The following is a 23,073-nucleotide window of genomic DNA, read 5'->3' as shown; positions in this document are numbered from 1 at the left end:
GAAAAGGAGGAACCAATATGAAGCATATCCTGGTTATTGAGGATGAGGCCTTGATTCGAGATGAAATTGTCATCTTGTTAGAGAAAGCGAATTATCAAGTTGATAAGTTGACTGACTTCAAAGATACAAGCCAACAAGTGCTGCAATACGATACGGATCTAATCATACTGGATTTGAATTTACCAGGAGAAACTGGTTTTCAAATTTGTAAAAATCTCAAATCCAAACGCTCTGTGCCCATATTGGTTCTCACCTCCCGTGAACAACTAAAAGATGAGATTTACGCCCTAAAATTAGGGGCTGACGAGTACTTAACAAAACCTTTCAAGAAAGAAAGATTCTTGGCTCGTATAGAAAACATCTTGAAACGCTATGAAGGTAGACAAAATTTGCTTGAAAAAGATAATTTTCTGCTGGATAGACAGACCTATACCCTTTATATCAATGGACACTCGATTTTACTCCCCCAAAATCAAGGGAAATTGTTAGAAACCTTATTGGTTACTAATGCTCCTGTCGTCACAAAAGAAGAACTAAGTATGAAACTGTGGAATACAACTGAGTTCATCGATGAAAATGCCCTACAAGTAAACATTGCAAGGCTAAAAAAGGTGATGAAACAGGCTGGCATTGCCCTTCAAGTCAAGTCCGTCAGAGGTATTGGTTACAAGCTTGAAGAGGTAAGTCCAGATGAAACATAATCTAAAATATCTAGCTAGTTATCTGCCTTGGTTACTTGTTCTCTTAGCATTTGATCTATTTACAGCTGTCCTGCTTTGGCTTTCAGATGTGAGAATGTTTCAAGCCCTCATCCTTCTCTATATTTTAGCCACCGTCCTGCTTTTTTTCATCCTATCATTCTTACTTATAAAAACAGAAAGAAAAAAATCATCTGCCTATAAAGCCTTCATAGCCAATCCCAAGACGGATACTGAGCTTGAATTATTGCATTTATCAAGTGCCTCAGAAAAAGAAAGCATTGAAAAAATAGCAGATACACTTTATCAAAAGCAGGCTGAAATAGGAAAACTCAACTCATTACTAGCCGAGTATGAGGACTATGTTGAAAAATGGGCGCATGAGATTAAACTCCCTCTGTCGCTTCTTTCCCTCCTTTTGGACAATCAAAGCGACCAGTTGCCTGAGGATACAGCTTTTAAGTTGGACTATGTGAAAAAGCAAATCCAAGAAAATGTATCACAGATCCTATTCTACTACAGGGTGAAAAGTGAGAAAAATGATTTTCTATTTGAATACCTTGACCTAGAAGAGTGTATCCAAGATCTTTTGGAAAACTTTGATCCCTTGCTCAAAGAAAAGAAATTTACGATTAAGGTAGAAAACATACAAGGAATCTGCTACACCGATCAACGCAGTTTTGAATTTATCCTCTCTCAAATCCTAGCCAACTCCATTAAATATAGCTCCGACAAACCCGAACTCAATATTTATATATCAAAAGACAAGGGACGTACAAGTCTGATTATTAGGGATAATGGCTGCGGAGTTAAAGCTTGTGACTTACCTCATATCTTTGAGAAAGGTTTTACAGGTGATTCAGGAGAGACAAGGAAAAAATCAACAGGCATGGGCCTATATCTGGTCAAACAATTAGCAGATGCTTTAAAAATCGAAATCACAGTAAAATCCGAATGGATGCAAGGCTTTGAAATCTCTCTTTCTATTTAGTCATTTTTCAATTAAGAAAATTGCCTAATCATAGAAAGCACATATTTTATACCAAAAAGGAAAGCACTTCTGCTTTCCTTTTTTATTTACGTTTTTTCTTCGCTTTTTTCATTTTGTTGGCCATGCGTTTCATAGACTGTTTCATGGCAAATTCACCGATTTTACCTTTAAGTCCACCACCGAACATCTGGCTCATATCTGGCATGCCTGCTCCTCCGAGACCTGACATATCCGGCATTCCACCTTGTCCCATCATGCCTTCAAGGGCAGACATATCCATCCCTCCCATATTTGGCATATTTTTTGGAAGGTTATTGGGATTGATCCCCATTTGCTTCATCATCTTGTTCATATTCCCAGACATGACACCTTGCATGAGCTGTTTGGCCTGATTAAAGTCCTTGATAAATTTATTGACTTCGACAAAGGTATTTCCAGAACCAGCAGCGATACGGCGGCGACGACTTGGATTTAACAAATCAGGATTTTCACGCTCCTCAGGTGTCATGGAAGACACAATGGCACGTTTGCGCGCAATCTGGCGCTCATCCACCTTCATATTTTGAAGAGCTGGATTGTTGGCCATACCTGGAATCATCTTGAGTAAGTCTTCCATTGGTCCCATATTTTGCACCTGATCCAATTGATCGATGAAATCATTGAAATCAAAGGTGTTTTCGCGCATCTTTTCAGCCATTTCAAGGGCTTTTTGCTCATCGTATTCCTGAGAAGCTTTCTCAATCAAGGTCAGCATATCCCCCATACCAAGGATACGGCTTGACATACGATCTGGGTGGAAGGTTTCGATATCTGTTATCTTTTCACCCGTACCAGTGAACTTGATAGGTTTTCCAGTGATGTGACGAACAGACAAAGCTGCACCACCACGAGTATCCCCATCAATCTTGGTAAGAATAACCCCAGTTACTTCTAACTGAGCATTGAATTCACGAGCAACATTGGCCGCTTCCTGACCAATCATGGCATCAATTACAAGAAGGATTTCATTTGGTTGAGCCAGTGCTTTAACATCACGAAGCTCATTCATGAGAAGTTCATCGATTTGCAAACGCCCTGCCGTATCGATCAAGACATAGTCGTTGTGATTGGCTTGCGCTTGCTCCAAACCTTGGCGAACAATTTCAACAGCAGGCACTTCTGTTCCAAGTGCAAAGACAGGAACATCGATTTGTTGTCCAAGTGTTTTCAGCTGATCGATGGCTGCTGGACGATAAATATCTGCCGCAATCATCAAAGGACGTGCATTTTCTTCCTTCTTGAGTTTATTAGCCAGCTTACCAGCAAATGTCGTTTTACCAGCCCCTTGCAAACCGACCATCATGATAATGGTTGGAATTTTTGGTGACTTGATAATTTCTGCCGTATCGGAACCTAAAACAGCTGTCAATTCCTCATCAACGATTTTGATAATCTGTTGGGCTGGATTGAGGGTATCAATGACCTCGTGTCCAACTGCACGTTCTCGAACTTTCTTGATAAAGTCCTTCACAACAGGCAAAGCAACGTCAGCTTCCAGCAAGGCCAAACGAATCTCTTTGGTCGCTTCCTGGACATCAGCCTCAGAAATTTTTCCTTTTTTACGTAGATTTTTAAAGACGTTCTGTAAACGTTCTGTTAAACTTTCAAATGCCATTTTTTTTCTCCTATGTTTCATTAATTCGGTGGAAAACGTCCAAAATCTTGTAAACAAACAAGTTCTTCTGGAGTGACTTCTTTCATTATCTCATTTGGATATCCCCAACAGCTAAATCCCTCTTGAAGAGCTCGAGAGATAGAATCAGACGAGAGGATTTGTAGCCTTGTGGGAAAAGGAGTCTCAGCAGCTAATAGTTTACAGGGTATACCTTTGTAGATGACTATACTCCCCATACTTATTCTCTATTATCAATGCTTGTTAAAATTTCTATCTGCTCCAGCAGAAAGTCATCCTTGGGATAACGCTCCAAGATCTGGTCAAAAATCTGACTGCGAACAATGTAGTCCGAATACATGTGCAATTTCATCTCATAATCTTCTAGAATCTTTTCCGTTCGCTTGATATTGTCATAAACAGCCTGACGACTGACACCGAACTCTTCAGCAATCTCAGCAAGACTATAATCATCAGCATAATAGAGTTCAATATAGTTCATCTGCTTGTCTGTCAAAAGCGCCGCGTAAAATTCAAAAAGGGCGTTCATACGGTTGGTTTTTTCGATTTCCATAACTTTTATTATACCAAAAAAACGATTATACTGCTAGAGTAGAAGCACTTCAAATAGATCAAGAATAAAAAAAGAACCTTGCAAGGCAAGATTCTTTTAGTGTCTGACTTAAATAATTGTTCTTCTGGGAACTTAATCGAATTAAGCTTCGATTTCTGTAACCATACCTGAACCAACAGTACGTCCACCCTCACGGATAGAGAATGTAGTACCTTGTTCTACGGCGATTGGGTGGATCAACTCAACGTCGATAGTCACGTTATCACCAGGCATTACCATTTCAGTACCTGCTGGAAGTTCGATTGAACCTGTAACGTCAGTAGTACGGAAGTAGAATTGTGGACGGTAGTTGTTGAAGAATGGAGTGTGACGTCCGCCTTCTTCTTTAGTAAGGATGTAGACTTCACCTTTAAATTTAGTGTGTGGGTTGATTGAACCTGGTTTAGCGATAACTTGTCCACGTTCGATTTCGTCACGTTGAACACCACGAAGAAGGACACCTACGTTATCTCCGGCAAGACCTTCGTCAAGTTGTTTACGGAACATTTCAACACCAGTAACAACTGCTTTTTGAGTTTCTTCTTTGATACCAACGATTTCGATTTCGTCGTTGACACGAACAGTACCACGGTCGATACGTCCTGAAGCAACTGTACCACGTCCAGTGATTGAGAATACATCTTCGACTGGAAGAAGCAATGGTTTTTCAGTGTCACGTTCTGGTTCTGGGATGTACTCATCAACAGTGTTCATCAATTCCATGATGATGTCTTCGTATTTAGAGTCACCTTCAAGAGCTTTAAGAGCTGAACCTTGGATAACTGGAAGATCGTCACCTGGGAAGTCGTATTCTGACAAGAGGTCACGGATTTCCATTTCAACCAATTCAAGCAATTCTTCGTCGTCTACCAAGTCAATTTTGTTCATGAAGACGATAAGGTGTTTAACACCAACCTGACGTGAAAGAAGGATGTGCTCACGAGTTTGTGGCATTGGTCCGTCAGTTGAAGCTACTACAAGGATAGCTCCGTCCATTTGAGCGGCACCAGTGATCATGTTTTTAACGTAGTCCGCGTGTCCTGGAGCGTCGATGTGAGCGTAGTGACGTTTTTCAGTTTCGTACTCAACGTGCGCAGTGTTGATAGTGATACCGCGTTCGCGTTCTTCTGGAGCAGCATCGATAGACGCATAGTCTTTAGGTTGGTTAACTGCTGAAGGCAAGCGACGTGCCAATACAGTTGTGATAGCTGCAGTCAAAGTAGTTTTACCGTGGTCAACGTGTCCGATAGTACCAATGTTAACGTGTGGTTTACTACGATCGTATTTTTCTTTTGCCATTTGAGTAAAAGCCTCCAATAAAATATATTTTATAGATAGACAGTAGGCAATACAGTCTAACTTTCCTTACTATTTTATCAAATTTCTGCTAAATTGCAAGTGTTTTACACATATTTTGTGAATTAATCTAAATCTTATCAAATCCTGTTCTTCTGCTTCTTTATGGCAATATGAATTCAAACTTATTTTGTTTGGAAGATAGTATTTTCATCAAAAAAATCAGGTTTCCCTGATTTTAATTTGATTCTGTTTTTTCCAATTCCTTAGCTTCTTTATGGTTTTCATATAATTTCGCTAGGAACTTAGTAATTTCTTTAAAAATAGAGTAAGTAGGTACTGCTACGACCATTCCTATGACACCATAGATATTACTTGACAGTAAGAGGAGCACCAAAATCGTAATCGGATGTACTTTCATAACTCCTCCAACGATACGTGGATAGAGAACATTTCCGTCAATCTGCTGAATAATAAGCATATAAGCAACCGCAATCAACATACGATGAGGATCCGTGAACACATTGGCAATCACCATTGGAATCAAGCCAATACTTGGACCAACATAAGGAATCAAATTTGCGATTCCAGAAAAAATAGCAAAAACTAGGGCGTACTTTAATCCGATAACGCTATAGCCAATATAAGCTAAACATCCAATAATAACCGCATCAATCGCAATTCCACTGATATAGCGCGCTATGGTTGTATTGAGATTGGTTAAAAGGCTAGAAAGATTCAATTTGTCATGTTTTAAGACGGTACGTTCCAACATTGGTAGCAACTTATGACCATCCAACAAGAAATAAATCAAGAATACAGGGGTCATAATGAGAATCAGCACCGTACTAAACAAGGCTGAAAGAACGCTTCCTAAACTATTGCTGACACTATTAAGGATATTCTGAAGGATATCCACATAGGAGAGATTCAGTTGTTGAATTGTTTGTTGAATATCAATATTTTGGAAGACTGGATTCATGGACAAATCAATGATTAAATCTTGTAGTCTACTATAGATGTTTTGACTAGAAATAATCAAGCTGGTCAACTGATTAATCAAAATCGGCAAGAGATAAACGACCCCTACAACGATAACGCCAATTAAGGCACAAAGAGTGACCAAGACACCAATTAGACGATTGATCTTACATCTCTTTTCTAAGAAAGTAACGACTGGATTTGTAATGTAGTAAAAAAATCCACCAAGCAAAAATGGAATCATGATGGTATTCACAACTGTTACGAAGGGAGTAATGATGGCTCCCATTTCTCTCCAAAGATAGAAAATCAGTGTTAATAATAAAATTTCAGCTGTCCAAAAAAATAATTTGTTTCTACGGAACATAGGTATCCTCCTTCTCTCTATTTTACCACATTTCTGAAAAAGATAAGATGGCTTTAGTAAAAAAGCGAGAATATTTTTTTTCTTTATGATAAAATAAAGCTAATATGAAAAAAATAATTTTATCTTTTATGACACTTTTAGTTTTTGGAACAGCTTCTACTGTTTCTGCTCAGGAGTTTGATGTTGCTGCTAAACATGCCATTGCTGTCGAGGCTACAACTGGAAAAATCCTCTATGAAAAAGATGCAAATCAGCCTGTAGAAATTGCTTCTATTACAAAACTGGTTACAGTTTATTTGGTCTATGAAGCTCTGGAACAAGGAACTATCAGCCTATCTACACCTGTTGATATTTCGGACTATCCTTACAAACTTACAACTAATTCTGAGGCGAGTAACGTCCCTATGGAAGCTCGAAATTATACTGTTGAACAACTATTAGAGGCTACAATGGTATCCAGTGCAAACAGCGCTGCCATTGCACTAGCAGAAAAGATTGCTGGTTCTGAGAAAGACTTCGTAGACAAGATGAGGGCTAAACTTCTTGAATGGGGAATTCAAGATGCAACTATTGTAAACACAACTGGTTTAAATAATGAGACACTTGGCGATAATATCTATCCTGGTTCTAAAAAAGACGATGAAAACAAGTTGAGTGCCTACGATGTTGCAATCGTCGCTCGTAACCTCATCCGAGATTATCCTCAAGTTTTGGAAATCACAAAAAAACCAACTTCTACCTTTGCAGGGCTTGAAATCCACTCAACCAACTATATGTTGGAGGGAATGCCTGCCTATCGTGGTGGTATTGATGGACTAAAGACAGGTAATACTGATAAAGCTGGTGCTTCATTCGTGGGAACAACTGTTGAGAAAGGGATGCGTATTATTACGGTTGTTTTGAATGCAGATCAACAAGATACCAACCCTTATGCACGTTTTACTGCTACTTCAGCACTTTTAGATTATATTTCTGCAAACTTTGCCTTAAAAACTGTCGTTCAGAAAGGTGAAGCTTACAACGATAGTAAAGTAACAGTTCTTGATGGTAAGGAAGACAATGTGACAGCTGTCGCTAAGTCAGATATTTCCATCGTCCAACGCATCGGAAGCGGTACTACACCAGCCCTCCAATTCACACCGAAATCAACATCAGAAATGGCTCCACTAGAAGAAGGAAAGGTTGTTGGTACTCTGACCTATGATGATCAGGATTTGGTCGGCCAGGGTTATCTTACTTCCGACAAACCATCTTTTGAAATGGTTTCTGAAAAGAAAGTAGAAAAAGCCTTCTTTTTGAAGGTTTGGTGGAATCAATTTATCCGCTTTATCAATGAAAAACTATAAAAAAAATCGCGATTTTCTTCGCGATTTTTTCTTTATTTTATTTCATTTCTTTAAACGCTGCTTCTGCATCAGCATTGCTAATAGCACCAAATTGGATTTTTCCGATTTTACCCTGACTGTCAATCAAGTATTCCGTTGGAATACTACGAATTTGGTAGGCTTGGAAGGTAGTTGCTTGCGTATCATATAGAACTGGAATATCCTTGTAGCCTTGTTCTTGGTACCATTTTGGAAAATCTTGAACTGTTTTTTCACCTTGGAGACCAGGTGCAATGACACTCAAGATTTCAAAGTCTCGATCTTGTTTGGCAGCTAATTCCATCAACTCAGGCATACTTTTTTTACATGGTCCACACCAAGAAGCCCAGAATTTTAAATAGACCTTTTTCCCTTTATAGTCTGATAACTTCACTTCTTTGCCATCCATAGACTGCAAGGTAAAGTCTGGTGCTTCCTTACCGACTGCGATTTGTTGTACAGCGGGTTGTTTTGGACTGCTTGTCTGTTTGGTTTCTTTTTCACCACAGGCAATCAACAAGAATAGAGACATAATACTCAATCCTGTAAAAATAATTTTTTTCATCTTTTTCTCCTTTTATCCAAGAATTCCTGACAAGGCATTTAACTGCCCTAGCATTAATAATAATCCCATCAAAATAATCAAAGCTCCCCCGATTTTCTTTAGTAGAATCATATGGGGTTTTAATTTACTAAAATAGGGCATAATCCAGCCCGAAGCCAAGGCCAAAACAATGAAAGGAAGGGCCATTCCCAATGTGTATACTAATGTTAACACGGCTCCTTGCCAAGCACCATTGCCACCTGAAGCTGCTAGGGCCAAGACTGAACTTAAGACTGGTCCGATACAAGGGGTCCAACCAAAACTAAAGGTTATCCCAAGCAAAAAGGCTGACAGATAGTGATTCGACTTAGATTGTTTGAAGGTGACTGTCTTTTGAATCTCCAGTTTATTGAAATGCAAGATTTCCATCTGGTGAAGCCCTAAAAGAATAATGACTATTCCCATAGCATAACGAAACCAGTCTGCATATAGCATATACCCTAGGAATCCAGCTCCAAATCCCAAAATAAAGAAAATAAGGGAGATTCCTGCAATAAAGTACAAGGTCCGAATTAAGCCTGACCATGCAACGTCTCTTCCAAAAAAGCGAAAGCTTTTCGAATTTCCCTGATCATCCAGTAAAATACCAGCATAGACAGGTAGCAAAGGAAAGATGCAGGGTGAAAAGAAGGACAGAATACCTGCTAAAAAAACGGATACTAGAAATATAATCGACTCCAACGAATTACCTACTTTCTCAAAATTCTAATCCTATTTTACTACAAAAGAATAAATTTGTAAGAAGTCTGCTACGCTTATTTATTTTGACTAAATTTGACACAAAGAAAGGAGCTAAGCTCCCTTTATCTTAATACGTTCCTTCTTCACCTTGACTAGTCAAGATAACTGGACCGTCTTTGGTAATCACGAACTGGTGTTCATATTGGCAAGATAGGCCGCCATCAATAGTCTTATGAGCCCAGCCAGTCTTCATATCTGTATCAATTTCCCAGTCACCAGTATTGATCATGGGTTCAATGGTTAGTACCATTCCTTCACGGAGACGGAGTCCACGGCCTGCAATACCGTAGTTAGGAACCATTGGCTCCTCGTGCATTGTTGGACCAACACCATGACCAACCAAATCACGTACGACACCATAACCGCGACTTTCAGCGTATTCTTGAATGGCCGCACCGATATCACCGATGCGATTGCCAACAACTGCTTTCTCAATCCCTATATACATAGCTTCCTTGGTCACGTCCATCAAGTTTTTCACTTCTTCAGACGGTTTACCAACCGCGTAAGCCCAACATGAGTCAGCTAAACCACCAGTATAACTTTGGGTGTATTTTTTCATTTGTTCAACATTGTTGAAGTTGAGTTTAGATACATTAAGATCGGATTTGGCAATCGGACCACCCAGTACCATGTCAACCTTGAGCAAATCGCCGTCTTTCAAGATGTAATGACGTGGAAAAGCGTGAGCTACTTCGTCGTTGAGAGAGCAACAAGTGGCATAGGGATAATCCATGACTGCCCCATCCACGCCAATCTGTAAAGGAAGGAAATTTTCCTCTTTACAACGTCGACGAACGTACTCTTCAACTTCCCACATATCAACGCCTGGCTTAATCAAATCACGTAAGCCGATATGGATACTTGCTAGGAAATCACCAGCCTTGTCCATGGCTTCGATTTCACGTGCTGATTTTAAAGTTATCATTTTTTCTCCTAGATTCTAATTAATTTTAACCGTAACATTTGCTTTTGAAACAATCTGATGCCCATGATAAATATCATAATCAATAATAGCTGAGCGTCTCGTGTGGTGAATAATCCGAGCCTGAATCCGCAGAGTATCATCTATCTGTACAGCCTGCAAGAAATAAATCAACATCTGTTCAATGATGAGATTACGTCCGCTATTGACAACGAGGTCTTGGGTCATATGGTTGAGGATTTCAGCCAAGACTCCATTAGCAAGGACACCATTTTTCTCCAACATAAAAGGTTCAACAGTAATGACGACTTCATCATGATGATAGGATAGTTTTTGCCCGATTTGCTCTGAAAAAGTTGGCAAAGCTGATACTTGAGAACGGCTCATTTTTTCCATGACATCTCTTCGTGTTACGACCCCAAGTAGAGTCTGGTTACTTCGAACAACGGGAACCATCTCAAAGTCTTCGGCTATCATTCGTTGACTGACATTGGCAATATTAGTCGCTAAACCTGTTACGAAGATACTTCGCGTCATCACCTTGTCAATCGTTGTGTTGGGGGATTTATCTCCTGCGTCACGCATAGTAACAACTCCAACAACCACTTGGTGTTGGTTAATGACTGGGAAACGACTACTTCTGTTCTTACGGACCAAGTCTAGATAATCTTTGACCGTATCCGTTTCTCTCAAAAAACCATACTCATGACTGGGACGATAGAGTTTTTCGACTGTCAGAATATCGGTTTTGATTTGAACATTTGAGAGGGCTTTGTTAATCATGGTCGCTACTGTAAAAGTGTCATGTTTACTCCTCAGAACTGGAATCCCTTTTTTATTAGCCAACTCAAGAACATCGTCCTGGACATGAAAACCACCTGTCACAAGAACCGCATTTTCATTTTCCAGCGCTAAAAGTTGAATGCGAGTGCGGTCTCCTACGATCAAAAGACCACCATCATGGAGATAAGACAGGATATTTTGCTCTGTCATAGCCCCAATGGAGAATTTGCTAAATTCTCTCTCCAACCCTTCCTGACCAGCTAAAACTTCAGAGGAGGTAACTTCAGCAATTTCAGCATAGGTTAGCCTCTCAATAGCCACCTTCTGGGACTTGACCCGTATAGTTCCACTACGTGGCCGAGTTTCAACGATGCCACGATTTTCAGCTTCTTTGATAGCTCGGTAGGCGGTTCCGTCACTAACACCTAGGTGATTGGAAATACTGCGTACACTAACTCTCTTTCCAATTGGCAACTCTTCCAGATAGGACAAAATTTCCTGGTGTTTACTCATTGAATTCTCCTTTTATGTATCGAAATTCAAGATAGTCCCTCATTTTTCGTGTATAACGATCGCTCCCCTTAAACTGTCGGACGAGACTAAAGCCCGATTTTAAGGCTACTTTTTGACTAGCTTGATTCTCCAAATGAGTGATGATGGATAATTGTTTTAAACCAAATTCTTCAAATGAAAGCTGACATAGTTTGGTAACTACTTCTGTCATAAAACCTTGTGACCAAGAATCTTTTTTTAAAAAGTAACCAATTTCTGCTTCTTTTTTGATTTCGTCAATCTTTTCAAATTTAATGGAGCCAATCATTTCCTGATTTCCTTGGAGACAAATTGCCCAAACACCCAGAGGATTCTTCATAAAATAGTTAGCAAGGGCGTACTGACTTTCTTCCAAACTTGCTTGACTGGGAAAAATAAACTGTAAATTCTCAGGGTTTGAAGCAATCTCGAAAAACGCTTGACTGTCACTAAAAAAGAAAGGACGCAAATACAAGCGCTCCGTTTCAAAAAAAGAAAACATTGCTAATTTGGTCCAAATATTCATAATCACCTCAACGGCTTAGTCTTCAACGAGTGTAATATCCGCTCCAAGACTACGCAATTTTTCAATAATATCTGAGTAGCCACGAAGGATAAACTCAATATTCGTAATTTCAGTCTGGCCTTGAGCCATCAAGCCAGCGATGACAAGTGCAGCACCAGCTCGCAAGTCTGTAGCTTTTACACTTGCCCCGTGTAACTTACGACCACCGTTGTAGATAATGTGATCGTTTGTAGTCGTAATGTCCGCATCCATTTTTGATAACTCAAAGACATGGTTAACACGTTTCTCATAAATCGTATCAATAATGGTTCCACGACCTTGGGCAGTTAGTAAAAGTGGCGTGATAGGCTGTTGCAAATCAGTTGCAAAACCAGGATAAGGAGCTGTTTTGATATTGATGGCCTTCAAATCAGACTGTTCTTCAACGAAGATACTGTCTTCTGAGACCGTCATACGAACGCCCATTTCCTCGAGTTTGGCGATAAAACCTTCAAGATGCTCATAAAGAACGTTGTTAATACGAATTCCTTTACCAACCGCAGCAGCAAGCGAAATATAAGTCCCAGCTTCAATACGATCTGGAATAACCTGATGACGCGTTCCATGAAGTTTCTCGACACCATCAATAATGATAATATCAGTTCCTGCACCACGAATATGGGCCCCCATATTGTTCAAAAGGGTAGCGACATCAATAATTTCCGGTTCACGAGCCGCATTTTCAATAACAGTGCGTCCCTTAGCTTTAACTGCAGCAATCATCGTGTTAATCGTTGCACCAACGCTGACGGTATCCATGTATATACTTGCGCCATGAAGCCCCTTACCTTGGGCAGATAAATTCATATTATCTCCCTCATAGCTGACCTTAGCACCCATGGCTTCAAAGGCTTTTAAGTGAAGGTCAATCGGACGAGGCCCCAGATCACATCCACCAGGAAGTCCAACTGTAGCTTCACCAAAGCGACCTAAAAGACTTCCGTAGAAATAATAAGAAGCACGCAAGCTATTAATCTTGCCATAAGGCATAGGAATGTTTTGAACACCTCTTGGATCAATCTCCAAGACATCGTCATAACGCTTAACAGTCGCCCCCATAATTTCCATGATTTCGACAAGACTAGCAACGTCTGAAATATCTGGAACACAATCTAAAGTGACAATATCATCTGATAAGATAATAGCTGGAATAAGCGCTACAACACTATTTTTAGCACCACTAATGGTGATCTCACCTTGCAATGGACGTCCACCATTGATGACAATTTTTCTCATGTTTTACTCTTTCAAAATTTACTAAAAAGGTCTTTTCGGTCTATTATACCATAATTTTCAGTTTTTTCCCATTCCTATTTACTAAATACCATTCCATTTTGATAAAAAAAGACCCATCCCTCAAGCTTTTCAGCTTGAAATGATAGGTTTTTGTGTTAGATTAGCGTACAGTGCGGATGCGCATTGTGTTTGTACGAACAGCTTCGCCAAGTGGTACACCTGCAACGATAACAATATCATCACCAGATTCTACCAAACCTTGCTCAACTGCAATTCTTTCAGCGAGATCAAACATATCATCAGTGTTTGATGGGCGATCAGTGGTTACTGGAATAACTCCCCAGTTAAGCATCAAACCACGCTGAGTCAATTCATCGAAAGTGATTGCCAAGATATCAGCATCTGGACGGTATTTAGAAATCAAACGAGCAGTGTGACCTGTCTTAGTAAGAGTAACTACCAACTTGATATTCATAGAATTTGTCGCATCCTTAACAGCTGAAGCCATAACCTCAGTCTTAGAATTACGTGACAAGTTAACAGATGACAAGCGACCGTATTCTTTTAAAAGAGTTTGAGCATTCTTGTCAATAGTTGCCATCGTAGTAACTGACTCAAGTGGATATTTACCATTTGCAGACTCACCTGAAAGCATTGTAGCGTCGGTTCCGTCGATAACAGCGTTAAACACATCTGATACTTCTGAACGCGTTGCACGTGGTTTTTCAGTCATAGTTTCAAGCATGTTTGTTGCTGTGATAGCGACTTTACCAGCTGCATTTACTTTTGTAATAATCATTTTTTGGTAAACTGGAACCATTTCGAATGGTACTTCAATACCCATGTCACCACGGGCGATCATGATACCGTCAGCAGCTTCAATGATTTCATCCAAGTTGTCAATACCTTGTTGGTTTTCGATTTTAGCGAACAATTGAACGTGACCGTTACCAGTTTCTTCACAGATTGCACGAACTTCGTTAACGTCTTTTGCAGTACGTACGAATGAAATCGCGATGAAGTTAATACCTTGTTCAAGACCAAAGCGGATATCATCGTTATCACGTTCAGCAAGAGCTGGGAAAGGAATTTTAGTGTTAGGGATGTTTACACCTTTTTGTTTAGCGATAACACCGTCATTTTCAACTTCAACGATGAATTCACGACTTGCATCGTCTTTTTCTACAACGCGAAGACCCAATTTACCATCGTCAACCAATACTTGGCGACCAACTTCAACGTCATCATAGATGTCAAGAGCACCAGCAACGTTCAAAGCAATCACTTCACGAGTTGATTTGATTCCTTGTTTAGTTGCAACACGGATTTTTTCACCAGTTTTGTATGAGTACTCTTTAGCTTCACCTTCGAACAATTCAGTACGGATTTCTGGTCCTTTAGTATCAAGAAGGAAACCAACTTTTTTACCTGCAAGTTTTTCGGCAAGTTTAACAGTTGCCATACGTTCACCTTGTTCTTGGTGGTCACCGTGTGAGAAGTTGAAACGGAAAGTGTTAGCTCCCGCTTCAATCAATTTAGCAATGTTTTTTGCTGAAGCTTCAACGTCAAGTTTTTCACCCCAGTATCCGTCTTCACCGAATTTTTTACCACCACGGATTTCAACCGCAGGACCTAAAGTTGCAACGATTTTTACACGTTTGTTCATGATTTTTGTGACTCCTTTATATAATTCGACCTTTTATGGTCATGTTACCAAATTAATGAAAGTTGATTAGGACAAGCTCTTGTTCAAAGCAGAAAGTTCAAGATCAGCTTTATGAGGGTTGTTAACAATAATCTTACCTTCTGCAGTTAAGCTAAACAAAGCTCCTTCTTCTGCTGTACCAAGAATTGGATTTTCAACCATTTTTTCGTTACGGATACCAACAGCGACACCACCGATTCCTTGTTTAAGGAGTTTAACAGCGTGTGCCCCCATGCGTGATGCCAATACACGGTCACGCGCAGTTGGTGATCCACCACGTTGGATGTGACCAAGTTCTGTTACACGAAGGTCACTAGTGTCTCCTGCTTCTTTTAGTTTTTGACCAAATTCAGCTGCTGACATAACACCTTCTGCCAAAACGATAATGTTGTGTTTTTTACCGTGCTCATAACCAGCTTTGATACTAGCTACGATATCTTCCATCTTGAAGCCTTCTTCAGGGATGATAATTTCATCAGCACCAGTTGCGATACCAGCCCAAAGAGCGATATCACCAGCGTTACGTCCCATTACTTCAACAACGAAAGTACGACGGTGACTTGATGATGTATCACGAATCTTATCAATCGCATCCATTGCAGTCGTAACTGCAGTATCAAATCCGATTGTAAAGTCAGTACCTACGATATCGTTATCGATTGTACCTGGAAGTCCAATAGCAGGGAATCCATGCTCAGTCAAGCGCATAGCTCCATGATAAGAACCATCACCACCGATAACTACGACTCCTTCGATACCGTGTTTTTTCAATTGCTCAATCCCTTTAAGTTGACCTTCAAGTTGTGCAAACTCAGGGTAACGAGCAGAGTGAAGGAAAGTACCACCACGAGAAATGATGTCTCCTACTGAAGCAGCATCAAGTGGATAAATTTCACCGGCAACCATACCAGCGTATCCATCATAGATACCAAAAACTTCCATTCCTTCTGAGATTGCTTGGCGAACTACTGCACGGATGGCAGCATTCATACCAGGGGCGTCTCCACCACTGGTCAAAACAGCAATACGTTTCATTTGGTTATGCTCCTTTTTCTTTTAACATTCTTACTGATTATACCACATTTAAATCGAAAATTCTTCTATTTTCCGTATTTTTAGCGATAAATCGTTTTCATAGCAATTCCCTCTAACTTTTCCTCTAGAGCAGAATCTTTTCTTACAAAATGTTGTGTAGAAACAACCGTTTTTCCTTCCTCTTCATACCTGATAATGACAGGGATTGGGCCTTTGTATTGTTCTAGGATATTTGAAATCTCTTTATCGTATTCATGATTTTTAACTTGAATCCAGAATCGTTCCGCCACTGCTTCTTTCAAATCTTGTGCAATCATTTGCAGACGACCATCTCGAGATTGAACTTTGCCATTGATGTAGTAAAATTTCCCTTCGGATAAAATGGAAGCAAATTTTCTATATTGGTCTGAAAATACAGTTACATCCAACCGAGACTTACTGTCATGAACTTGTAAAAAGGCCATAGTCTCGCCTTTTTTGGTTCGAATCACTTTTATTTTTTGTACTTCAACTAGGAGAGTGGCTTGAGCTCCCTCCGTTAGATTAGCGATTGGCGTCGTCGGATACAGGGCTTGTTTGGCAAGAGTTTGGAGAGGATGGGGACTGATACCTACACCAATGAGTTCCTGCTCCTTGTAAAATTTCTCTGCCTCTGTTAAATCATCAGCTTCAGTCCAACTATAATTTGTATCCGCAAAGAGTCCACCTAACTCCTCAACAAAGACAAATAAGTTTGGTAGGTTCACTAAGATTTTCTGGCGATTCTTGTCAAATTCATCAAAAAGTCCTAGTTCAACCAAAGGCGTCAAAAGCGACAATTTCTTGTAATTCTTGGGAAGACGTGTGACAAAATCTTCAATGCTTGAGAAAGGACGATTTTCAATAATCCAGTAAGACAAATCTCTTGGCATTCCCTTAATGGCTTTTAGACCAAGATAGATTTTCTTCTGAGCAATTTTATCATGATAGGGAATGCTGTTTATTGCTAAGGGAGCTACTTCAAAGCCCATCTGCAATGCATCCACAATGTAATCACTACTAGAATAATTCAACATAACTTGAAAGAAAATAGCAGGATAATGTGTCTTGAAATAAGCAAGCTGGAAAGCCAGCGCTGAGTAGGCATAAGCGTGGGATCGGTTGAATCCATAGCCTGCAAACTTTTCCATCACTGCAAAAACTTGGTTGGCTTTCTCTTCTGAATGACCGAGTTTTACTGCACCAGCGATAAAATCTTCCTTCATCAGATGCATCTCTTTTGCATTTTTCTTGCCCATAGCTCGTCTGAGAATGTCAGCTTTACCAAGACTGAAACCTCCAAAGCGCTGAGCTACCTGCATGACCTGCTCTTGATAGAGCATGATACCGTAGGTTGATGAAAGGATGTCTTCTAAGACAGGATCTAGTACCGTCACCTTTTCTTTACCATGCTTCCGAGCGACAAAATTATCAATATAATCACTTGCCCCCGGTCTGTTCAGCGAGGTTGTGGCTACTACCTCTTCAAAGACTTGCGGCTGAACACGTTTCAAGAGTCGAATGGCGCCAGGTTGTTCAAATTGGAAAATCCCCTTGGTATTTCCAGCAGCAAAGAGGGCCAGAGTTGCCTTGTCTTCCAAGTCAATCTCTTCGATTTTTAGATGAATACCTTCTGACTCAGCCAATAATTCCTGCATTTTTTGTACGAAAGTCAGGTTACGTAAACCGAGGAAATCCATTTTTAGAAGTCCATTAGCTTCAACACCATGAGCATCATACTGGGTGATCAGCATATCCTCACCGTATTTGAGTGGGATATAGTCTGTCAGGTCTTGGTCGCTCATAACGACTCCAGCCGCATGGATAGAAGTCTGACGAGGATACCCTTCAATCTTTCGAGCAATCTCAAAAGCTTTTTGATATTCCATTTTGCTATTGATGGCCTGCCTAAACTGTAGATTCTTTTCATAGGCTGTCGTTAGCGTATCTCGAAAACTGATTTTTTTCGTAATATTGGTTAATTCGTACTCAGGGACACCATAACGTTTGAAAACATCACGAATTGCCTGTTTTGCTCCAAAAGTCGAATAGGTAACAATCTGTGCCACATGTTGACTACCATACCGATCACGAACATAGCGAATGAACTCCGGCCTATAAAGGTCAGGGATGTCGATATCGATATCAGGCATGGTGTAGCGCTCACGATTTAAAAAGCGTTCGAAAATCAAGTTCTTTTCAACCGGATCAATTCCTGTAATATCCAGTGAGTAAGCCACCAGACTACCAACTGCAGAACCACGCCCCATTCCCATATAATATCCTTGGGAACGTCCAAAACGGAGCAAATCCCAAACTACAAGGAAATAATCGTCAAAGCCCATATCATGAATCACAGCCAATTCCTCATTCAGTCGCTCATGGTAAATAGCTGAGGTCAACCCCTTGTCACTCAAGCCTTGCTCAGCCCTCTCTCGAAGTTCTTCTACTGCTGGTCTTTCAGGATTAAAGCGAGGAAGTTTTAAACTTGGGTCGATTTGATAGCTTACATTCTCTATCAAACCTTGGAGATTGGCAAGCGCCTGAGGGAAGCGATTTTTAAACCGTGCTTCCAAGTCTGAGGCAGGTAAAAAAATCCCTTGTTGTGAATGCAGATCCACTTCTCTCAGACTGACATTGTCCTTGACTGCTGATAAGATTTGTAAAACTTGAATATCTTCTTTTTCAAAAGAGTTGACCTGATAGAGTGGAAGAATTGGTCTAGTAAAGACTTCTTGAGGAGTATCTAGACTGACACCGATAAAATAATCGTGCCCCAAATCTAACTGTTCGATTCCCTCAAAATAGGGAACAATAATAGCAACATCTTCGAGGTGGGAGGTGAAGTCAGACCAATTTTTCCGTCCAGTCATTTTTAAAGTGGATAACTTCATCAACTCTTGATAACCTTTAGTGGATAGGGCTAGAAAACGTAGAGAGAGATTCTCCTCATCTTTGACCAAGGTCATTTCTAAACCAATTAAAGGCTGAATGCTATGCTTACGAGTTGCTTCTAGAAAATGATAGGCTCCATAGAGATTATCCACATCCATGATAGCAAGGTGAGAATAGCCGTATTCTTTAGCCATTTGTAAATATTTTTCAATCGAAACCACACTTTCCATAAAACTATAAACAGTCTTGGTGTCGAGCTGTGCAATCATTTCTTCTCCTCCTTGCTTTCGTTTTACTACTATTATACCATTTTAAGCTGGATATTGAAGCAACTCTGCACTTTCTTTTCAATATCCTCAGTTACAAACTTCTTCTCTTCTTAGTGTTAAATTCTTCACTTTTCAAAGGAAGAAAATAAAAATTAATATTATATAATAGTTTTAAATGTAAATTTAGATATATTTATACCAAACGAAGAATAATAAAGATAGGATTTATATGCAGTTTTACATATAAAAATCTCTAGAAAAAGGCTTACTTCTATAGTATTTATTCAGTATTTTATAATAACTTACCAAATAGATATGCTGGTTTAAGAAATTTATTTCATTTAAGTTTATTTATTCCATTTTTCCCTCTTTTTTGATATAATAAATTTAGTTGTTTTCAAAGGAGAGAAACATGCGTTTTAATCAATTCAGCTATCAACCAACCACTAGTTCTCAACGATTTGAGGAATTAGAAGGTCTTGGTCTAAAGCTGTCACCCCAACTGTCCTTAAAAAGACAGTTTGAAGATTTCATTCGTTGGAGTTTTTTCACTTATTCTAACACGGATTATGCCTTGTCGACTTTGGCTGCGGATAAAGAAACAGATTTAGTAACTTTTTTCCAGTCAGACCGTGAGTTAACTGCGGAGATTTTCTACACAGTAGTTTTTCAACTTTTAGGATTTAGCTATCTTGTTGACTTTGAGGATGCCGAACAGTTTCGTAAAGAAACTGGTTTTCCTATTGTTTATGGAGATCTCATTGAAAATCTTTATCAGTTACTCAATACGCGAACGAAAAAAGGAAATACGCTCATCGATCAGCTTGTTAGTGATGGACTCATTTCAGAAGATAATCACTACCACTACTTTAACGGTAAGAGCTTGGCAACCTTCACTACTCATGATGTCATTCGTGAAGTCTTGTATGTCGAGAGTCGTGTGGATACTGATAACGACGGTCTCCCTGACTTAGTCAAGGTCAGCATTATTCGCCCGCGTTATGATGGTCAAGTACCTGCTCTTATGACTGCCAGCCCTTATCACCAAGGGACCAACGACAAAGCCAGTGACAAGGCTCTCTACAAAATGGAAGGGGAGCTTGAGGTCAAACTGCCCCACACCATTGAACTTGAGGAACCTAAGCTGAATTTAGTTGAACCTCATGGTCAAGCAGAAGTCGTCTCAGAAGCTGAAGAAAAGCTATCTCATATCAATAGCTCATATACTCTAAATGACTACTTCCTCCCACGTGGATTTGCCAATCTCTATGTATCGGGTGTTGGTACCAGGGATTCCCAAGGGCTCATGACCAATGGTGACTACCAGCAGATTGAAGCTTATAAAAATGTCATTGATTGGCTTAATGGTCGTTGTCGCGCCTTTACTGACCACATGCGGAATCGTGAGGTCAAAGCTGACTGGTCAAACGGCAAAGTCGCAACAACAGGTATTTCTTATCTAGGTACCATGTCCAATGGTCTCGCCACCACTGGTGTTGATGGCTTAGAAGTCATCATCGCAGAAGCAGGTATTTCCTCTTGGTACAACTACTATCGGGAAAATGGTCTAGTAACCAGCCCAGGTGGTTATCCGGGTGAGGATTTTGACTCACTTGCTGAACTGACCTACTCCCGCAACCTCCAAGCTGGTGACTATATTCGTGGCAATGAAGCTCATCAAGCAGACTTAGAAAAGGTTAAAGAGAAACTCGATCGCAAGACTGGTGACTACAATCAGTTTTGGCATGACCGCAACTATCTGCTCAATGCTCACAAGGTTCAAGCTGAGGTCGTCTTTACGCATGGTTCCCAGGATTGGAACGTCAAACCTCTTCATGTTTACCAGATGTTTCATGCCCTTCCTAGCCATATCAATAAGCACCTCTTTTTCCATCATGGTGCCCATGTCTATATGAACAACTGGCAGTCGATCGACTTCCGCGAGTCCATGAATGCCTTGTTAAGTATGAAATTGCTAGGACTTGACTCAAGCTATCAACTTCCGACTGTCATCTGGCAGGACAATATCGCACCGCAAAAATGGCAAGGTCTTGATAACTTTGGCAAACAGGATGAACTGCATACCTTCTCTCTTGGAACTGAAGAAAAAGTGATTCAAAACCAGTATGATCAAAAAGATTTTGATCGTTATGGAAAGACTTACCAGATCTTCAACACCGAACTTTACCAAGGTAAAGCCAATCAGATCACCATTGACCTTCCAGTAAGTCAAAACCTTCACTTAAATGGGCGAGTGGCGCTGAAACTTCGTGTCAAAACGAGTACGAACAAGGGGCTCTTATCAGCCCAACTGTTAGAACTTGGACAAAAGAAATATCTGCAGCCTTATCCAGCTGTTTTAAGTGCTAGAACCATTGATAATGGTCGTTACCACATGTTAGAAAATCTCTGTGAACTGCCATTCAACCCAAGTGCCCAACGTGTCATCACCAAAGGCTACCTTAATCTTCAAAATCGAACCAATCTCTTGACGATTGAAGAAGTCCAACCAAATGAATGGATGGACTTCAAGCTAGAGCTTCAACCAACTATCTACAAACTTAAAGAAGGAGATACTCTCCGTTTGGTTCTCTATACAACAGACTTTGAGATTACAATTCGAGATAATACAGACTATCAGTTGACTGTTGATTTAGCACAGTCTAGTCTTATCCTACCTTGTCAAAAGGTATAATCTACCAGACTTTCAATATGAAAGGATTCAAAGGAAAAGTCAATGAATTTGACCATTGAACTTCCTATAACAAAAGTTTTCCACTTGAACAGTCGAATCAAACATAAACTTTGTATCAAATCCACAGTTCATCTAAAAGCATTTTAGAAGCCCCTAGATAGAACTTGGACAAAAGATACTCCCCCTAACCAACATGTGTAACCATTTATCATATTCGCTACTAGACCACATGTTGGAAATCTCTGTGAATTAACATTTAGAGTGAATTCACAAAACGCCGTGACAAAAAGCTACCCAAATTGAATGATTCACTGTCATTAAAGAACATCAATGTAGATGAACGGATTGCTACCCAGTTTATCTGCACGCAACTAGTGACAAAGTTAAAAGAAGGAGAATCTCTCCATCTAGTTCTTTATCCTACTGACTGCGAAATCATCATACGTGACAATACCGCCTACCACCCGACTGACGTTATCGTTCAGTCCACGCTACTGTACCTTGTAAAAGGAGTACTTACTTTATGAACAAATCAGAACACAGACACCAACTTATCCGCGCCCTCGTTTCAAAAAACAAAATCCATACACAAGCTGAATTACAAGCCTTATTAGCGGAAAATGATATCCAAGTGACTCAGGCTACTCTATCACGCGATATCAAAACCATGAACCTTTCAAAAGTGCGCGAAGAGGATAATTCTTACTATGTGCTAAATACAGGGTCTATCTCCAAATGGGAAAAACGTCTTGAAAACTATATGGAAGATGCTCTTGTTATGTTGCGTCCTGTGCAACACCAAGTTATTTTGAAAACTTTACCCGGTTTAGCCCAATCGTTTGGATCTGTAATTGATTCCTTGGCCTTTCCAGATATCGTTGCAACCCTTTGTGGAGACGATGTCTGCATGATTATCTGTGAAGATGCTACAAAAGCGCAGGCTTGTTTTGAGAGTCTTAAAAAATATGCGCCACCATTTTTCTTTAGTGAATAAAACAAATCCCGTGATTAAAAGATCACGGGAATTTTTTATGGCTCTATAATATTTGTAGTGGGTAAATCCTCTATAGATATTATGGAGCCTATTTTTGTATAGAAAAAAAGTCCCAT

The 23,073-nt window shown here is 39.9% G+C and carries 19 protein-coding genes; 5 read left to right on the top strand and 14 right to left on the bottom strand.

Annotated elements, in window-relative coordinates; all coding sequences use genetic code 11:
* Positions 1-17 precede the first annotated feature (17 nt).
* Together ACIY19_RS09375 and ACIY19_RS09370 are read left to right on the top strand one after the other, a co-directional pair.
* Positions 18-701, top strand: a complete 684-nt coding sequence (locus ACIY19_RS09375; RefSeq protein WP_049479013.1) for a response regulator transcription factor — start codon at positions 18-20, stop codon at positions 699-701.
* Positions 691-1,689, top strand: a complete 999-nt coding sequence (locus tag ACIY19_RS09370) for a HAMP domain-containing sensor histidine kinase (protein WP_038806155.1) — start codon at positions 691-693, stop codon at positions 1,687-1,689. The genes ACIY19_RS09375 and ACIY19_RS09370 overlap by 11 nt, the downstream gene beginning before the upstream one ends.
* Before the next feature lie 82 nt (positions 1,690-1,771).
* Here the strand turns inward: ACIY19_RS09370 and ffh are convergent, their stop codons facing one another.
* The 5 genes from ffh to ACIY19_RS09345 all read right to left on the bottom strand — a co-directional run bounded on the left by ffh (position 1,772) and on the right by ACIY19_RS09345 (position 6,597).
* A complete protein-coding gene (gene ffh, locus ACIY19_RS09365) occupies positions 1,772-3,343 on the bottom strand; it encodes a signal recognition particle protein (protein ID WP_042902339.1) in 1,572 nt (523 codons plus the stop codon).
* Positions 3,344-3,363: 20 nt separating this feature from the next.
* Positions 3,364-3,579 carry a hypothetical protein gene (locus ACIY19_RS09360; RefSeq protein WP_042902340.1) on the bottom strand — a complete coding sequence of 72 codons (216 nt, stop codon included), beginning with the start codon at positions 3,577-3,579 and terminating at the stop codon, positions 3,364-3,366.
* 2 nt (positions 3,580-3,581) lie between these two features.
* Positions 3,582-3,914, bottom strand: a complete 333-nt coding sequence (locus ACIY19_RS09355; protein ID WP_061427218.1) for a putative DNA-binding protein — start codon at positions 3,912-3,914, stop codon at positions 3,582-3,584.
* A gap of 141 nt (positions 3,915-4,055) precedes the next feature.
* Positions 4,056-5,252: an elongation factor Tu gene (tuf, locus tag ACIY19_RS09350; protein ID WP_001040720.1), complete on the bottom strand. Its 1,197-nt coding sequence runs from the start codon at positions 5,250-5,252 to the stop codon at positions 4,056-4,058.
* Positions 5,253-5,487: 235 nt separating this feature from the next.
* Positions 5,488-6,597, bottom strand: coding sequence for an AI-2E family transporter (locus ACIY19_RS09345; protein ID WP_409003274.1), 1,110 nt, complete (start codon positions 6,595-6,597; stop codon positions 5,488-5,490).
* Between the two features lie 104 nt (positions 6,598-6,701).
* Here ACIY19_RS09345 and pbp3 point away from each other — a divergent pair, with 104 nt between their 5' ends.
* On the top strand, positions 6,702-7,943 hold the full coding sequence (gene pbp3, locus ACIY19_RS09340) for a D-alanyl-D-alanine carboxypeptidase PBP3 (protein ID WP_409003273.1): 1,242 nt from the start codon (positions 6,702-6,704) through the stop codon (positions 7,941-7,943).
* Positions 7,944-7,980: 37 nt separating this feature from the next.
* Here the strand turns inward: pbp3 and sdbB are convergent, their stop codons facing one another.
* The 9 genes from sdbB to ACIY19_RS09295 all read right to left on the bottom strand — a co-directional run bounded on the left by sdbB (position 7,981) and on the right by ACIY19_RS09295 (position 19,268).
* Positions 7,981-8,526: a thiol-disulfide oxidoreductase-associated lipoprotein SdbB gene (gene sdbB, locus ACIY19_RS09335; protein ID WP_084860014.1), complete on the bottom strand. Its 546-nt coding sequence runs from the start codon at positions 8,524-8,526 to the stop codon at positions 7,981-7,983.
* Between the two features lie 12 nt (positions 8,527-8,538).
* Positions 8,539-9,246: a thiol-disulfide oxidoreductase-associated membrane protein CcdA2 gene (gene ccdA2 / locus ACIY19_RS09330; RefSeq protein WP_409003272.1), complete on the bottom strand. Its 708-nt coding sequence runs from the start codon at positions 9,244-9,246 to the stop codon at positions 8,539-8,541.
* Positions 9,247-9,373: 127 nt separating this feature from the next.
* Entirely contained in the window at positions 9,374-10,234 is an 861-nt protein-coding gene (locus tag ACIY19_RS09325; RefSeq protein ID WP_084880654.1) for a methionyl aminopeptidase, read from the bottom strand.
* 15 nt (positions 10,235-10,249) lie between these two features.
* Positions 10,250-11,527, bottom strand: a complete 1,278-nt coding sequence (spxR, locus tag ACIY19_RS09320; protein WP_084880653.1) for a CBS-HotDog domain-containing transcription factor SpxR — start codon at positions 11,525-11,527, stop codon at positions 10,250-10,252.
* Positions 11,520-12,071 carry a GNAT family N-acetyltransferase gene (locus ACIY19_RS09315; RefSeq protein WP_001028745.1) on the bottom strand — a complete coding sequence of 184 codons (552 nt, stop codon included), beginning with the start codon at positions 12,069-12,071 and terminating at the stop codon, positions 11,520-11,522. The genes spxR and ACIY19_RS09315 overlap by 8 nt, the downstream gene beginning before the upstream one ends.
* Before the next feature lie 15 nt (positions 12,072-12,086).
* Positions 12,087-13,346 carry a UDP-N-acetylglucosamine 1-carboxyvinyltransferase gene (locus ACIY19_RS09310; RefSeq protein ID WP_409003271.1) on the bottom strand — a complete coding sequence of 420 codons (1,260 nt, stop codon included), beginning with the start codon at positions 13,344-13,346 and terminating at the stop codon, positions 12,087-12,089.
* Between the two features lie 160 nt (positions 13,347-13,506).
* Positions 13,507-15,012, bottom strand: a complete 1,506-nt coding sequence (gene pyk, locus ACIY19_RS09305; RefSeq protein ID WP_409003270.1) for a pyruvate kinase — start codon at positions 15,010-15,012, stop codon at positions 13,507-13,509.
* A 66-nt stretch (positions 15,013-15,078) separates the two neighbouring features.
* Positions 15,079-16,086, bottom strand: coding sequence for a 6-phosphofructokinase (gene pfkA / locus ACIY19_RS09300; RefSeq protein ID WP_000820882.1), 1,008 nt, complete (start codon positions 16,084-16,086; stop codon positions 15,079-15,081).
* A gap of 80 nt (positions 16,087-16,166) precedes the next feature.
* Positions 16,167-19,268: a DNA polymerase III subunit alpha gene (locus tag ACIY19_RS09295; protein ID WP_409003269.1), complete on the bottom strand. Its 3,102-nt coding sequence runs from the start codon at positions 19,266-19,268 to the stop codon at positions 16,167-16,169.
* Between the two features lie 412 nt (positions 19,269-19,680).
* On the opposite strand from ACIY19_RS09295, the gene ACIY19_RS09290 reads away from it, so the two are divergent.
* A complete protein-coding gene (locus ACIY19_RS09290) occupies positions 19,681-21,963 on the top strand; it encodes a Xaa-Pro dipeptidyl-peptidase (RefSeq protein ID WP_084881346.1) in 2,283 nt (760 codons plus the stop codon).
* A 523-nt stretch (positions 21,964-22,486) separates the two neighbouring features.
* On the top strand, positions 22,487-22,957 hold the full coding sequence (locus tag ACIY19_RS09285) for an arginine repressor (RefSeq protein ID WP_001043018.1): 471 nt from the start codon (positions 22,487-22,489) through the stop codon (positions 22,955-22,957).
* Positions 22,958-23,073: the final 116 nt, after the last annotated feature.

The organism is Streptococcus sp. ST14 (genome assembly GCF_046098195.1).
In the GTDB taxonomy this organism is placed as follows: domain Bacteria; phylum Bacillota; class Bacilli; order Lactobacillales; family Streptococcaceae; genus Streptococcus.
This window is presented reverse-complemented; position numbering and strand designations above follow the sequence as displayed.